This window comes from Paenibacillus sp. sgz302164 (genome assembly GCF_056120505.1).
In genome coordinates this window covers 22,861-37,500 of sequence record NZ_JBVYOL010000022.1, presented here as the reverse complement: position 1 = coordinate 37,500, position 14,640 = coordinate 22,861, and the positions used below count along the sequence as shown (strand labels likewise).

The following is a 14,640-nucleotide window of genomic DNA, read 5'->3' as shown; positions in this document are numbered from 1 at the left end:
TTTTCTTTTCGCACCGCGCGCAGCTCCCAGCGCGCGGTGTTGCGCTGCATGACGGCGGTCGGTCGACCACAGTGCACAGTGCAATGGGCAGATTGGTGCTATCGGCCTCTGACCCGCGGGGTGGTGGTGGGCAGCCTGCGATATGGGGGCCCGGCAAGCGAGCCGGAGCTCCTGTTTCGTCTTTCGCCGCTTCAGCACGAAAATATTGACGAAACGGATTAATTTTGGTAAATTTATACCAAATAATAGATAAAATTATTACTTATTTTAAGTGAATTTTTTCGTTAAGGGAGATGTGCAGTATGTTGGAGCAGCAAGCTTACACGAACGCCTTAAGTTGGGTAGCGGAAGCGGCACAAATCATTAAAGAACTTATGAAAAACGGCTTGACCGTTCAAACAAAATTAAGCCATTCGGATTTGGTGACCGTTGTCGACAGAGAAGTGGAACGATTTTTTGTGGAAAAAATCAAAACGCATTACCCGGACCATATGATTATGGGGGAAGAGAACATCGGCAATACGTCCTCGGAGGGGGAGTACATCTGGATTATAGATCCTATTGACGGCACAACCAATATGGTTAACCGGCAGCAGGATTTCGCCATTTCGGTTGCTTTTTGCAGCACTTCCGCCGGGGTCTTCGGAATTGTATACGATGTGGCCGGGGATCGTCTGTTCCGTTCGTTTAAAGGCGAGGGTGCATATTTGAACGATACGAAGCTACAGCCGCTTTCGCAGGAAACACGGCTCGAAAATGAACTTCTTGCCATCACGCTTCCCTGGAGCCAAGCGGATAAAATCGATCAGTGGGGGCCTTATTTGAAGCTCGTGGCTAAATCGAGAGGGATCCGGGTTTTCGGTGCGACCACGATTGAGCTTTGCGATATTGCCATGGGGAAACTTGGGGCATATTTGCAGTACAAGGTAAACGCCTGGGACTATGCCGCTTCCAGAGTGATCCTGGAGGAACTCGGGTGCAAGTTTTCGGATTTGGAAGGCAATGAGATTGCCTGGACGCATCATGGCGGAGTGATGGCTTCGACCCCGGCAATCCATGCGCAAATGGTTTCCGTTTTAAAATAACGCAAGCCGATAACCCGCCTTGATCCTTGATGATCCAGGGCGGGTTTTTAGTATAAAACAGCCATTCCCAAAAGAAGAAATATGTGATAAAATAAATGCGAACAATTGTTCTGTTAGTTGTTTGTTAATACTCCCGTTCGACTGAAAACCGTACATAAAATAAGTGGAAGGAAGGGTAGAATGGCAACTGTCAGGAACTCAGAAATCGACGAAGTGATCGCCTATATTCACCGGCATATTTATGAACCGCTTCCGCTTTCCCGTCTGGCCGGTCATGTATCCTATAGCCCTTACCATTTCACGCGTATTTTTAAAGAAAGAATGGGTCTTTCGCCTCTCTATTACGTGTCCGCACTCCGGCTGCAGAAGGCCAAAGACTTATTGCTGCATACGAATTTGAGCATTCGCGATATCGGCTTGGAGATCGGTCAGCAGAGCCTGGGGACTTTCACCACCCGGTTTACCGAACGGGTAGGCGTGACGCCTTCGCACTTTCGGAACTCAAGGCTACAGGTCGACAACCATTTCCGTTCCTTGCAGCAGCTTGGTAGTTGGCTTGCGCCGCTTCCTGTTACCAACCCATACGGCAGGATTGAAGGGACCGTCCGGGCGGAGATCCCTTTTGAGGGCGTCGTTTTGATCGGCTTGTTCGCCAAGCCGATTCCCGAGGGGCTGCCCATACACGGAACGCTGCTGTCTTCTTTGGGAGACTTTTGCTTTAATAATGTGAAGCCAGGCATTTATTATTTGATGGCTACGTCGGTTTGCTGGAAGATGAAGGCTATGGATTTTTTGCTCCCGCACACGACGCTGCGCACCCGTTCCAGGGAACCTGTCATAGTCAGACCCTATTCCACGGTTCCGCATCAACAAGTTACTCTCTATTTGCCTCGCTTGGACGACCCGCCGATTCTGATCTCCCTGCCCCTGTTGATGAATAATTTCCTCAGTCGCATTGCCCAAAGCAGCAATCGATAAGCCTGGGCGGAAATGCGGAACAATAAATTCCGCGGGAAGCTGCCAGATCATTCCGGTGTTGTTCGCAGATGTTCTGGAACCGAATCAGCTTATTCGGAGTAAGGCTTTTCCGGAGAACTTCCGCTCGATCAGACTGAGGGCGACGGCTCCAATATCGGTCCACGGCGCCTCCACTTCGATCCGGGGGGTTAACCGTCCGGATGGTTCATGATTCCCCTTCCCGGCACAATTGAACGATACAAAAACGGCCTGTATTCGCACTCGTTGCGGAGAAGGCTGTTTTTTGTCTGAAAACGGGCTCCCGCAGCGCATAAACATCGAGTTGAAAAACCGCTATCTTGCTAACTCACCTGAGTTATAATATAGTTGATATATCAAGTCATGGGAGGCTATATCATGGAAGGCCCGTTATACGAACAAATATATAACTATGTGTTTAATCAAATTCACAATAAAATATTGCGGCCAGGGGATCGCGTCCCTTCGGAAAAGGAACTGTCCGAGCAGTTTAAAGTCAGCAGAATAACTTCGAAGAAAGCGCTGGAAATGCTGGCGAACGCCGGAGTCGTAGAGAGAGTGCGCGGCAAGGGCTCCTTCGTGAGCCACCGGCAGCCGGCCCAGCTGCCTCAACTTGCGGGTCATGCTAAAGACGCGGTCTCCCCGCAGGACAAGCCCCTGGAAGAAAAATTAATTGGGGTTATTCTTCCCGATATTGGAGAATCCTACGGATTGAAGTTATTTCGGGCTATCGAAGAGCGTTGTTCGGAGTTAGGTTTTGGCTTGATTGTAAGACTGACCAATGACGAGCGGGAAGAGGAGCAAAAAGCCATTCGTTTCCTGACCAAGCTGGGCGTGGACGGGCTGATTGTATTTCCGGTCCATGGCGAGCACTACAACGAAGAATTGGTGCGTCTCGTGCTGGACGGCTTCCCGATCGTATTGATCGACCGCTATCTGAAAGGGATTGCCGCCTGTTCGGTCTGTACGGACAATAAGAAAGCGTCGTTTGAATTGACGAGCTTTTTGCTGGAGCAGGGCCACGAGCATGTTGCTTTTATTTCTACGCCTCCGGAAAATACGACGACGATCGAGGAGCGGATTCAAGGCTTCCAGAACGCGCTGGCGGCGCATGGGCAGACGTTTAAAGCCGAGCTGCTGCTGACCGATTTTTCCAGTACGCTGCCAAGGTCCTTGACCCGGGAAAATATGGCCGCCGATCAAAAGCTGATCCGCCATTTCGCGGAGCGGCATGCGGAAGTTACCGGATTCGTGGCCTGTGAATATAATCTGGCCGTCATTTTGGACCAGGAGCTTCGTTCCGTTCACGCCTCCGCTTCCAACGACAAGCCGTTCGAAATTGTCTGCTTCGACTCCCCGGATTCCGTTATGGCCAAACCGCCGTTCATCCATGTGAAACAAAATGAGGAAGAGATGGGGATCCAGGCCGTGGACCTGCTGGTCGATCAATGGAGTGGTATCCAGCCGCCGCTGCTGAACATGGTTGAATATATTTTTGCAACATGAATTCTCTAATATATTGACATAATGATATGTTGTTGATATATTAAATCCATAAAAGATATATTAACATCATATGTTTTGTGAAGGGAATTCTGAAGTATGTACGAGACATTACAGCGTTATATCGACTCCGTCGCGGCTAATTTGACAGAAGTTTATCCGGTTCTCGCTCCTATGTTCAAGCAGTGTTATCCGAATACTTTGCAAACGACTACAAAGCTGCTTGACGACGGGACCACGTTCGTTTTTACGGGAGATATTCCTGCCATGTGGCTGAGGGATTCATCGGCTCAAGTAAGGCCATACATGCCGCTGGTCAAGCATGACGCCGATCTGCAAAGAGCGGTTAAAGGTCTGATTCAGCGGCAGGCCCAATGTCTGATCATCGATCCGTATGCCAATGCTTTCAACGAGGAAGCTAACGGGAACGGCCATCAGACGGATGATACGCAGATGGGCCCGTGGATCTGGGAAAGGAAATTCGAGCTTGATTCCTTGTGCTATCCGGTGCAATTGTGCCAGGATTACTGGGCAGCCACGGAAGATTCGACTGTCTTTACAAAAGAAGTTCATGAAATGCTGCGCAAAATTGTCGATACGATGAAAGTCGAACAGCATCATGACGAGCAATCTCCGTATTCGTTCGAAAGGGAAGATATTATTCTTCCGTCCGACACGCTTCCTTTTCAAGGCAAGGGGACAAGGTCCAATTATACGGGCATGGTTTGGTCGGGGTTTCGTCCCAGCGACGACGCTTGCAAGTTCGGGTATTTGATCCCGGCGAATATGTTCGCGGTTGTTATACTTGGACATATCAAGCAATTTGCGGAGCAATTTTATAACGATGAGGCGCTGGCGCTTGACGCTGCGAAGCTGAAATCGGAGATCGAATTCGGAATTGAAACTTACGGCGTGTATCACCACCCGAGCTATGGCCGGATTTACGCATATGAAACCGACGGTTTTGGAAATTATAACCTTATGGACGATGCGAACGTGCCGAGCTTGCTTTCCATTCCATATCTGGGCTATCGCCCTATTGACGATGATCTCTACCGGAGAACGCGTTCATTTCTTCTCAGCAAAGATAATCCGTACTATTTCGAAGGCCGCTACGCCAAAGGGATCGGCAGTCCGCATACGCCGGGCAACAATGTATGGCACATCGGCCTGATCGTGCAGGGGCTCACGACAAACTCGCTGAGCGAACGCAATGCAATCATCGACATGCTGGTTGCAACGACGGCGGGCACGGGCTATATGCACGAGAGCTTTGATCCCGACCAGCCGGAAACATTTACGCGGCCATGGTTTGCCTGGGCAAACAGCTTGTTCGGCGAATTCGTCGTCAAATGGCTGGAACAGCGCAATAGTAAGGTTAGCCAGTTATAACTGGCTAATTTGACTATAATGTAAGCGGTTTATTGCGAAGTTTACATGCTGCGGGAGGTGATGTGCGGAAGATCTGCATGGTATATCCCAACGAATCAGGGACGGTCTGCAAACAAATTACAAAGAGGAGTTGTACGTGAATGAACACATCGAAAATGTGGAAAATTGGAGCTGCAGGACTTCTGCTTGCTTTGTCTTTATCCGCTTGCTCCAGCGCAAAAACAGATAATACGGCACAGCCAGCCGGTACGGCAGCGGCACAGAAAGGCGCAGAAAGCAAAAAGCTGACCATCGTATATCCAAAATGGAACGAAGGCCACCCGCTTACCGTATGGTTCCCGGAACTGAAAACCCAGTTTGAAAAAAGCCATCCGGGCGTGACCGTAACGCTGCAAGAGGTTCAGGGCAAAGACTACGGCACCAAGCTGCCGCTCATGCTTTCGACCGATAAGAACTCGCCGGATGTCATTGTAGAGGACACCTTCATGGTCAACTCCGACAGCACGGCAGGCTACCTGACGTCTCTGGACGATCAAGTCAATGCGTGGAAAGATTGGCCGAACTTCAACAAATCGATTATCCCGGCGGTAACGGGCAAAGAGGGCAAAATTTACGGCGTTCCTTACAACACGGATACCCGCGGGCTGTATTATAACGTAAACATTTTCAAAAATGCCGGACTTCCGGTTCCATGGGAGCCGAAAACATGGGATGACATTTTGACCGCCGCCAAAACTATCAAGGAAAAAGCGCCTGACGTTACGCCTTTCTGGGCGTTCTCCAGCAAAGCGGCCGGCGAAGGCACATCGATGCAAACGTTTGAGATGCTGCTGTACGGAACGAACGATACGCTTTACGATCAAAGCTCCGGCAAATGGGTTGTGAAAAGCAAAGGCTTCCAGGATTCCTTGTCTTTCATCGATCAAATTTATAGCAACAAGCTCGGCCCGGACCTGTCCAAAATTTTGAATGCACAGGCGGATTCGATCAACCAGAACGAGACGATGCCGAACCAAAAAGTGGGAATCGTGCTGCAAGGCAACTGGGTTCCTGCGACATGGCTGCCGACAGGCTCCAAGCCTTGGCCGGAAGGCATCAAAACGTATGAGTTCACGGCGATGCCGACGCAGAACGGTCAAGCTCCAGGACACGTATCGATGTCCGGCGGTTGGGCGCTCTCGATTCCGAAGAACTCAACCAGCAAGGACTTGGCTTGGGAGTTCATTCAAATGGCGACCAACTTCGACAATATGAAAAAACTGACCATGACCGAAGGCAGCGTAGCGACGCGTACCGACGTTGCTCAAGACCCCGAGTATGCCAATACGCCAGGGCTGCTGCTCAAAAAAGCTTCCGAATTCATCTCCTTTACGCACGTAAGACCGGCATACCCTGAGTATCCGCAAGTTTCCAGTGAAATTCAGGATGCGGTAGAGAAAGTCGTCGGCAAATCGCTGACACCTGAGAAAGCGATGGAGCAATACGCGAACAAAGTGAAGAAAATCGTGGGCGACAGCAAGATCGAAGAGAAATAAAGCGATGGGGAGGGAATCGCCGTAATCAACTGCGGCGGTTCCCGCATCCATGGATTGGAGAGTAAGACCATGTCATACAGTGCTCAGCATACGGGTAAAAAAGGCGTTTCAAGCAGCAAATGGATCTCGGGCGTCAACATAAAGGGCTTGTTGTTTTTGCTGCCCGCGTGGATTTTGCTCATATTCTTTTTCTTCACTCCTTCTGCAATGACGTTTTATTTATCTTTTACGGACAAGACGTTGACAGGAGCTTCCACACATGGGCAGTTCATCGGTTTTGACAATTTCGTCACCATGTTCCAAGACGACACATTTCGCACCAGCGTTAAAAACACGATCGTTTTTCTTGTTTTCTCATCTCTGATCGGCCAGCAGGTGCTTGGCTTTATTATCGCTTTGCTGATGAATGAAAGACCGCAGTTTTTGCGGAGCCTGATCGGCGCTATCGTCGTGGCGGGCTGGGTCATTCCCGAAATCATTTGCGCATTCGTATGGTTTGCATTTTTTAATGATCAAGGCACGGCCAACATCGTCCTCAATTATTTTCATCTGGAGTCGGTGACCTGGCTGTATACATTTCCTATGACTTGCGTAGTTATCGCGAACATCTGGCACGGCACTGCCTTCTCGATGCTGATGTACCAAGCGGCGCTGGGCGATGTTTCGAAAGACATGCTGGAAGCGGCATCTATGGACGGCGCAACGGCGTGGCAAAGAATTTGGAAAATAATTCTACCGCATATCAAAAGCTCGGTAGTTACCAATATGGTGTTGAACACGCTCTCGACTTTGGGCGTATTCACGTTGATTTATGCGATGACCGGCGGCGGACCCGGCTCCGCGAGCGAAACGATGCCGCTCTATATGTATCATCAAGCGTTCCAAAATTACCAATTAGGCTACGGCACAGCGATATCCATGGTGCTCTTGTTGATCGGCATCGTTGCCAGCTTTATTTACATTCGCGTGCTGAAAGTAAAACTTTGAGCGAGAGGAGAGACGAGAGATGACCAAACGCTCCAAATTAAGCGGCTGGCTGCCGAATATCATTCTTATTCTGATCGGAGCCATATTTGCGGTCCCGCTTCTGTGGCTGCTGCTCGCGGCTTTCGACGCCGAGGCCACGCTGGCGGTTCATGTGCCCAAGCATTTTACCTTGAGTAATTTCAGCTCGATATTGGGGGATTCCGGGAACCAACGGTCGTTTTTGAACGGTATTTATTTGTCGCTGGGGCAGGCGATATTGGTGCTGGTTGTATCGGCATTGGCTGCATATCCGTTATCGCGCTATGAAATGAGCGGCAAACGCACTTTTCTTTACGTTATCCTGTTTTGTACGGGGCTGCCGATTACGGCCGTTATGGTGCCGGTGTATCAGCTGTTCGTATACTTTAATTTTCAGGATTCGCTATTTTGGACGTTAGTATTCCAGGCTACTTCCGTGCTTCCATTTTCGATCTGGATGATGAAAAATTTCATGGACTCGATTCCGGTCGACCTAGAGGAGTCCGCATGGGTGGACGGGGCATCCAGCTTGCAAGCGCTGGGCCGGATTATTATGCCTTTGATGCTGCCCGGCTTGTTCACTGTGCTGATCTCGGCCTTTTCAAGCAGTTGGGGCAACTTTCTCGTCCCGTTCATACTGATTCAAAGCCCGGAGAAACTGCCGGCGTCCGTCACCATTTTCCAATTTTTCGGCCAGTACGGCATGGTGCAATACGGCAAGCTGGCTGCGTTCTCGACACTGTACACGTTCCCGGCAATCGTGCTGTACGTCATCGGGCAAAAGTACATGTCCACCGGCTTTACAATGAGCGGCGCGAACAAAGGGTAATCGGCATTGCATGCGCGGCAAGGCCGTCCTGCAAGGGGACGGTGATCGTAACGCGAAGACGCCTTCAAAACCACGGTACAAGTGGGGATGAGGGCGTCTTTTTTAATGTGAATTTACGCTAGAGTGGGGTGGAGGTTATGTTCGATTTCTTCGAATAAGGAACGTTACCAAAATGAATAACGACGTAACCAATACGCCTATCCAACCTATTGCGGGCGCGTAGGTTATATAATTTTGCCCCAATAAAGCGAACAATATAAAGACTACATTCAGGGTCATGGCAATCACAACGATCCGCTCTGTTTTCATAACCATCCCCCGATCCGCGTATGTTCTAAATCCCCCGACTACAGCAATTGCCCAGGATTCTGGCGGGCGGAGTTGCTTTTGTGCATACCGGGGATACTGCCGCTAACGCTGCATCGACACTTTCTACGTCGCTCGTCGGACAGACTCACAGCCGAAAAACCTGCGAAAGTATGGGCTGCCCAGAGACCCCGCGTAGGAGGCGATAGCCACAATCTGCTGGCTGCGCCAAGAAAACTTGAGATAATACAGGCTGCCCAGAAACCTCCGCGTAGAAGGCGATAGCCACAATCTGCCTGGCTGTGCCGAGAAAACCTGCGAAAGTACAGGCTGCCCAGAAACCTCGGCGTAAGAGGGTGATAGCCACAATCTGCCTGGCTGTGCCAAGAAAACTTGTGATAATACAGGCTGCCCAGAGACCCCGCGTAGGAGGCGATAGCCACAATCTGCTGGCTGCGCCAAGAAAACCTGCAAAAATACATGAATTTGCGTCCTTGATCGCTGGTTAAGAACAATTCCTGCAAAAGTGCAGGCTTTTCAGCGGGGACACGGGCTCAGGTTCACTTTCAGCGAAAATTCCTGCACTTTTGCAGGCTTTTCGACCGAATAAGCCAATTTCGCAGAAAAAACCTGCACTTTCGCAGGTTTTCTCCCTGCCAAGCCGTCTCCTGTCCAGTTGCGCAGTTCCACGACCTGCACTAGGAGAGGCGCGTGTTGGCCTCTCTGGTTCTCCGAGCCGAACCCTAAACAAAGTGTCGAGACTTTCTCGGGCAGCCTGGAAAGTGCAGGTTGTAGCGGACTATTTTCCAAATTAATGGTAATTGTTTATTTGGAAATCGTCAAGTTTTTGTTGGCGGCTTGCCCCGACGTATGGGTCCGCCGCGTTCCTGCCCAAGGCCTCTAATCCGCCAAGGATTGCAAGGCAATCAGCGCCGCCCCGTATGCCGCGCTGCGGGCGGGTTTGACAACCGTTATCCGCGGGTAAGCCGCGCGGACAAGCTCTGTAAGCTTCTCATATATATAATCAATATGAGTGAAAATGCTGCCGTTGGCGACCATCGTAACGTCGCGATCCTCAAAATGAAGCGCCCGAACAAGTGTACCCACCATCAAATAAAGCTCGTCTACCGCATCGTCCAAAATCGCCGTGGCTCTAAGGTCTCCCGCAAGGTGGGCTGCCAAGACGACTTTGGCTAAAGCGGCAATTTGCGGCTTTTCCGCCGTTTTGTACACATACTGCAGAAATTGCTCCGGACGGTCGATGCCGATCTCCTTCATAATCATCGGGAGCAGGAGGGTCGGAGCTTCGCGGCCGTCATGGCTGCGGACGGCTGCTTTAACGGCATTAATGCCGATGTAATAGCCGCTGCCCTCATCTCCGAGCAAGTGCCCCCACCCGCCGGTGCGGGTGCGATGGCCGGCCAGATCGCAGGCGAATCCTAACGAGCCCGTCCCGGATACGAGCACGATCCCTTCTTGCTTGCCGCTCCCGGCTACAAGAACGGTTTCGGCATCATGGGTAATCGTGAGCTGGCCCATTACGCCCAATTTGCGGAATATATCGATGAGCACCTGCTTTTCATCAGGCCGATCAACGCCGGCGCTGCCCAGACATAATGCGGCGCAATCGGCGATATTTCTCCCCGAAGCCTCCGCCGTACGGGCAAGCAGCTCGGTCAGCTCCCGCTCAACCGCCTGCACGCTCGTAGCATACATATTGGTCGGTCCGCCTTGCAGCTCAAACAGCGGATTTCCCGCCAAATCCATCATGTGCAGGAGGCTTTTGGTCCCGCCGCCGTCAATCCCAATGACGTATTTCATTCGTCCATCGACCTACTTTCCAAGCTCCGCACGCGCACGGGCTATCGCTTGAGTGACAAACCCATTCGTCTCATCCAGATAACGGGATGCCTCCGGTTTGCTTACGCCTGCTTCGATCATCACGATTGCCGTCTTCACATGATTGTCCGCTTCGAGCAGTTTGCCCGCCGCTTCCTCGGCAGTCGCGCCCGTTGCCTGCATCAAAATATTACGCGCTCTCTCTTGCAGCTTCTGGTTGCTGACATGCAGATCGATCATCAGATTCTGGTAAACTTTACCTCTTTTGATCATGGCCGTCGTCGTCAGCATATTCAGGATCATTTTCTGAGCCGTTGCCGCCTTCAGCCTCGTAGATCCCGTCAGCACCTCGGGGCCGACCTCGACTTCGATGGGCAAATCGGCGTATTCGCTCAGGTGGGAGTTCGGATTGCAGGTGATCGTTGCCGTGACCGCTCCGACTTCCTTGGCGTAAAGCAAAGCGCCTTTGACATAAGGCGTTCTGCCGCTGGCCGCCAGCCCGACAAGAACATCTTTCGCCGTCAAATTCTTATTTTGCAAATCGCTGGCTCCTTGCTGCTCGTCATCCTCGGCGCCTTCCACCGCGGTGATGAACGCACGCTCTCCACCGGCAATCAGCGCTTCGACAGTATGATAATCTACGCCAAAAGTAGGCGGGCATTCGGCGGCGTCAAGCACACCCAATCTTCCGCTCGTCCCGGCCCCGACATAGATCAATCTGCCGCCTTGCTCCAATGCCTTCACAATTTCAGTGATGACAAGTTCTATTTTAGGCAGTACTTGCCGAACCGCCCCGGCCACCTTGCCGTCTTCGTCATTCATGATTTCAACAATTTCTTTGATGCTGAGTTCGCTCAAATCAAGCGTTCGTTCGTTGCGTTGTTCGGTCACAAGATGCTGTAAGGTATCCATCCCATATTCCTCCTGTTGTCTTTCCGGTCTTTCTCTTTATTTAACTGCGCCGGCCGTCATTCCATCCATGAACTGCCTGGAGGCAATAATGAACATGACGATCATGGGCAGCGAAGCAAGCGTAAGCCCTGCGAACAATGTGCTCCAATCGGAGGCATATTCGCCGAACAGCGACATCATTCCGACAGGAATCGTCTTCTTGGTCTCGCTTTGGATGAAGATGAGCGGGAAGAAGAAGTCGTTCCAAGCGTTTACGAAGTTAATAATCATGACGGTGCCTAACGCCGGACGCATGAGTGGTGTGATAATAAGCCGCAAAATTTGCATATCGGTGCAGCCGTCGATTCTGGCGGCTTCTTCCAGTTCTTTGGGCAGCGTTCGAAAGAAACCCGAAAGAATCAGGACGCCGAGCGGTATTCCCATAGCCGTATAGATGAATATGAGCGACCAAGCCGTGTTGATCAAGCCGATGCCTTTCATTAGCAGAAACAAAGGCACAATGCCCAGCTTGATGGGAATCATCATGCCAAGCATGAAAATAAACAGCAAAGCTCCGTTCCATTTGAAAGAGGTTCGAGAAATATAATAAGAAGCCAAGGAGCATGAAATCAAAATAATAACGACACTGATTCCGGAAACGAAAATGCTGTTCCATAAAAACTTGCCGAACGGCAGTTGATCAAGCAGCTTTTCATAAGCGGCGAATGACAGTTTTGAAGGCAATGCCAGCGGTTCCTTGAATATCTCGACAGTTGACTTAAAGGATGAAGAAACCATGAGAAATACCGGGTACAGGCTGAGCAAGGCAAACAGATAGCCGATCCCATGCTGTGTGATGCGTATCGATATGCTTGGTTTCATTCCTGGGTCACCTTCCTTGTCAAAGCCATGAAACCTGCTGAAATAACGGCGATAATCGCGAACATGACGACAGCCAGCGCAGAACCGAGACCGATTGCGACCGAGTCGCCGGAGGAACCTCCGAATGCGGTACGGTAAAAGAAGACAGCCAACGTATCGGTCGAGTAATACGGTTCTCCTGTCGAGCCCTGCATGGCATACACAAGCTCAAAGGCTTCAAACGATTGGATAAAAGTCAGCACCGTAACCATAATAATCGATTGGGCCATTAAGGGAACAATCATAGTCCGAATGAACTTGAACCCTTTGACTCCGTCAAGATGGGACGCTTCCAGAACCTCGGTGGGAATAGCTTGCAGGCCGGCGAGAAAAATAAGCAGAGACAATCCGACGCCAAACCAGCTGTTGACGAGAATGATGGAGATGAGTGCGGTGCTCGGCTCGCCCAGCCAAGACATGGTCCATGCTTCCAGGCCTAACTTTTTCAGCAGAACGTTAATCGTGCCATACGTCGGATTTAGAATTAATTTCCATAAAAAACCGATGACAATTACGGATAACAGCCTGGGCAAAAAATATGCCACTTTGAGAAATCCGGACCCTTTAAGCTTTTTGAACACGAGATAGGCAAGGAGGAACGCAATGCCGTTCATCACGACCATTTGCACGACAAAATAGATGACATTGTGTTCAAGCGCGTTCCAGAACATCGTGTTAAAAGGCTCAAGCGTAAATAAATCTTTGAAGTTCTTGGCTCCGATAAAACCAAGCTTCTTAATGCCTTGCCAATCATACAAGCTATACAAGAAGGCGGCGCAAATTGGATAGATGATGAACAGCAAATAGATGGCGAGGGCTGGAATGGGCAAAAGGTGGATGGACCAACTGTTGCGTTGGAGACGTTTGGGTTTGTCGGCCATGGTAAGTTTACACCTCGCTTACATGAATAGAACGCAAGAGCAGCCCCGAAAAGTTCCAAGCGCGTTAGCGGACGAACGTTTCCACACGGACGTTGAGACTTTGATTTCCGGGGCTGGCCATGAATTGCGGTTTACAAGATGAGATTACGGCTTAAACCAGGTGTCTGCGTTTTTCTGCAGGTCTTCAGCTACTTGCTGCGCGTTCTTTTTGTCAAAATAAAAGGCTTGCAGCGAATTCTCCAGCGTAACTTTGGTTGTCGGATTGCCGCTGTTGAAGTTCGTAACCATCAAATAGGGGGTTGAATTTTTGGCGGCATATTCGGCGAATTGCGCAATGACCGGATCGTTGACCTTAACTCCCGGAATCGGGCTGACCCGTTTCATTTCATTGGCGAACAAGTTGCCGAAAGTACTGCTTGTTGCGAATTCCAGGAATTTTTTGGCTTCCTCTTTGTGCTTGGATGCGGCATTAACCGCATAGGAGCCGTCTACATAGGTCGTTACCGTCGGCGAACCGCCGGCAGTTTTCGGAGGAATCGGGAATACGCCCAGATCCAGATTAGGATTCATGGAGCGGATGACGCTTACATCGAAATCTCCCAGCACATACATAGCTGCTTGCTCGGTTGCGAATAACGTTCTCATATCCTCATAGCTGATGCCGGTAAATTTGTCAGGGAAGTAGGGGGACAGATCCTTCATCATTTGCAAAGATTGCACATATTCCGCATCCGTAAATTTCTTCTGGCCTTTTACGAGCTTGCCGGCGAAGTCGTTGCCTCCGTATCCCGCCGGACCGATTGCGCCCTGCGTCATCGATAAAATCCAGCCGTCTTTCGCTCCGAAGCCGAACGGAACGATCTTTTTATCTTTGAGGGTTTTGGAAACTTGCAGCAGTTCATCCCAGGTTTTGGGGATTTCGAGATTGTTATCTTTGAAAATTTTCTTGTTGTACATGACCGCTACCGTGTTGAGCGCCATAGGCACACCGTAGATTTTGCCGTCTTTGCCTGTAGCTGCAGCCAGCACATCGGCCGGGAACGCATTCAAGCCAGGCAGTCCGTTAATCGGCTCGATATAACCGGCGTCGCCGAGTCCGATTCCCGCCGCATAAGGACGCAGATGAATGATGTCGGGGCCTTCGCCCGTTTGCAGAGCAACGCCTAGAGCCGTGTTGTATTCCGTGCTTTTCGTAGGCGAAAATTGAATTTCGATATTCGGATATTGCTTGTTGAATTCCGCAAATACTTTTTCGTACACAGCTTTGTCGTCGGTTCTCCAACTGCCCATAACCAGCTTCACTTTTTGGCCGGAACTTGCCGAGGCTTTAGGTGCGGCGGAACTGCCGGGCGACGACTCGCTTGCATTTTTGTTGTCCCCGCACCCCGTCAAGACGGCCGATGTTAAAAGCAGCGTAATCGTAGCTTGCGTGAATAAGTGTTTCATTTATTAGATTC

Annotated in this window: 12 protein-coding genes; 7 read left to right on the top strand and 5 right to left on the bottom strand. The window is 50.5% G+C overall.

Annotated elements, in window-relative coordinates:
• Positions 1-302 precede the first annotated feature (302 nt).
• The 7 genes from AC0LWT_RS29095 to AC0LWT_RS29065 all read left to right on the top strand — a co-directional run bounded on the left by AC0LWT_RS29095 (position 303) and on the right by AC0LWT_RS29065 (position 8,345).
• Positions 303-1,085 carry an inositol monophosphatase family protein gene (locus AC0LWT_RS29095; protein WP_474684796.1) on the top strand — a complete coding sequence of 261 codons (783 nt, stop codon included), beginning with the start codon at positions 303-305 and terminating at the stop codon, positions 1,083-1,085.
• Between the two features lie 180 nt (positions 1,086-1,265).
• Positions 1,266-2,063: a helix-turn-helix domain-containing protein gene (locus AC0LWT_RS29090; RefSeq protein WP_474684795.1), complete on the top strand. Its 798-nt coding sequence runs from the start codon at positions 1,266-1,268 to the stop codon at positions 2,061-2,063.
• 396 nt (positions 2,064-2,459) lie between these two features.
• On the top strand, positions 2,460-3,587 hold the full coding sequence (locus AC0LWT_RS29085) for a GntR family transcriptional regulator (protein ID WP_474684794.1): 1,128 nt from the start codon (positions 2,460-2,462) through the stop codon (positions 3,585-3,587).
• 96 nt (positions 3,588-3,683) lie between these two features.
• On the top strand, positions 3,684-4,976 hold the full coding sequence (locus tag AC0LWT_RS29080) for a glycoside hydrolase family 125 protein (protein WP_474684793.1): 1,293 nt from the start codon (positions 3,684-3,686) through the stop codon (positions 4,974-4,976).
• Between the two features lie 140 nt (positions 4,977-5,116).
• Positions 5,117-6,511, top strand: a complete 1,395-nt coding sequence (locus AC0LWT_RS29075; protein WP_474684792.1) for an extracellular solute-binding protein — start codon at positions 5,117-5,119, stop codon at positions 6,509-6,511.
• A 69-nt stretch (positions 6,512-6,580) separates the two neighbouring features.
• Positions 6,581-7,498 (top strand): carbohydrate ABC transporter permease, encoded by a 918-nt coding sequence (locus AC0LWT_RS29070; RefSeq protein WP_474684791.1) that lies wholly within the window; start codon positions 6,581-6,583, stop codon positions 7,496-7,498.
• A gap of 19 nt (positions 7,499-7,517) precedes the next feature.
• Complete coding sequence (locus AC0LWT_RS29065; RefSeq protein ID WP_474684790.1) at positions 7,518-8,345, top strand: carbohydrate ABC transporter permease; 828 nt, start codon at positions 7,518-7,520, stop codon at positions 8,343-8,345.
• A gap of 1,206 nt (positions 8,346-9,551) precedes the next feature.
• Here the strand turns inward: AC0LWT_RS29065 and AC0LWT_RS29060 are convergent.
• From AC0LWT_RS29060 to AC0LWT_RS29040, 5 genes are all read right to left on the bottom strand, one after another.
• On the bottom strand, positions 9,552-10,472 hold the full coding sequence (locus AC0LWT_RS29060) for a BadF/BadG/BcrA/BcrD ATPase family protein (RefSeq protein WP_474684789.1): 921 nt from the start codon (positions 10,470-10,472) through the stop codon (positions 9,552-9,554).
• 12 nt (positions 10,473-10,484) lie between these two features.
• Positions 10,485-11,402, bottom strand: a complete 918-nt coding sequence (gene murQ, locus AC0LWT_RS29055) for an N-acetylmuramic acid 6-phosphate etherase (protein ID WP_474684788.1) — start codon at positions 11,400-11,402, stop codon at positions 10,485-10,487.
• Positions 11,403-11,438: 36 nt separating this feature from the next.
• Entirely contained in the window at positions 11,439-12,263 is an 825-nt protein-coding gene (locus tag AC0LWT_RS29050) for a carbohydrate ABC transporter permease (protein ID WP_474684787.1), read from the bottom strand.
• Positions 12,260-13,183, bottom strand: a complete 924-nt coding sequence (locus AC0LWT_RS29045; protein WP_474684786.1) for a carbohydrate ABC transporter permease — start codon at positions 13,181-13,183, stop codon at positions 12,260-12,262. The genes AC0LWT_RS29050 and AC0LWT_RS29045 overlap by 4 nt, the downstream gene beginning before the upstream one ends.
• A gap of 144 nt (positions 13,184-13,327) precedes the next feature.
• Entirely contained in the window at positions 13,328-14,629 is a 1,302-nt protein-coding gene (locus AC0LWT_RS29040; protein ID WP_474684785.1) for an ABC transporter substrate-binding protein, read from the bottom strand.
• Positions 14,630-14,640 lie beyond the last annotated feature (11 nt).

Excerpts from the sequence above, each read along its gene's own strand:
- AC0LWT_RS29095 (WP_474684796.1), top strand. The coding sequence starts at position 303 with ATGTTGGAGCAGCAAGCTTACACGAACGCCTTAAGTTGGGTAGCGGAA.
- AC0LWT_RS29090 (WP_474684795.1), top strand. The coding sequence starts at position 1,266 with ATGGCAACTGTCAGGAACTCAGAAATCGACGAAGTGATCGCCTATATT.
- AC0LWT_RS29085 (WP_474684794.1), top strand. The coding sequence starts at position 2,460 with ATGGAAGGCCCGTTATACGAACAAATATATAACTATGTGTTTAATCAA.
- AC0LWT_RS29080 (WP_474684793.1), top strand. The coding sequence starts at position 3,684 with ATGTACGAGACATTACAGCGTTATATCGACTCCGTCGCGGCTAATTTG.
- AC0LWT_RS29075 (WP_474684792.1), top strand. The coding sequence starts at position 5,117 with ATGAACACATCGAAAATGTGGAAAATTGGAGCTGCAGGACTTCTGCTT.
- AC0LWT_RS29070 (WP_474684791.1), top strand. The coding sequence starts at position 6,581 with ATGTCATACAGTGCTCAGCATACGGGTAAAAAAGGCGTTTCAAGCAGC.
- AC0LWT_RS29065 (WP_474684790.1), top strand. The coding sequence starts at position 7,518 with ATGACCAAACGCTCCAAATTAAGCGGCTGGCTGCCGAATATCATTCTT.
- AC0LWT_RS29060 (WP_474684789.1), bottom strand. The coding sequence starts at position 10,472 with ATGAAATACGTCATTGGGATTGACGGCGGCGGGACCAAAAGCCTCCTG.
- murQ (WP_474684788.1), bottom strand. The coding sequence starts at position 11,402 with ATGGATACCTTACAGCATCTTGTGACCGAACAACGCAACGAACGAACG.
- AC0LWT_RS29050 (WP_474684787.1), bottom strand. The coding sequence starts at position 12,263 with ATGAAACCAAGCATATCGATACGCATCACACAGCATGGGATCGGCTAT.
- AC0LWT_RS29045 (WP_474684786.1), bottom strand. The coding sequence starts at position 13,183 with ATGGCCGACAAACCCAAACGTCTCCAACGCAACAGTTGGTCCATCCAC.
- AC0LWT_RS29040 (WP_474684785.1), bottom strand. The coding sequence starts at position 14,629 with ATGAAACACTTATTCACGCAAGCTACGATTACGCTGCTTTTAACATCG.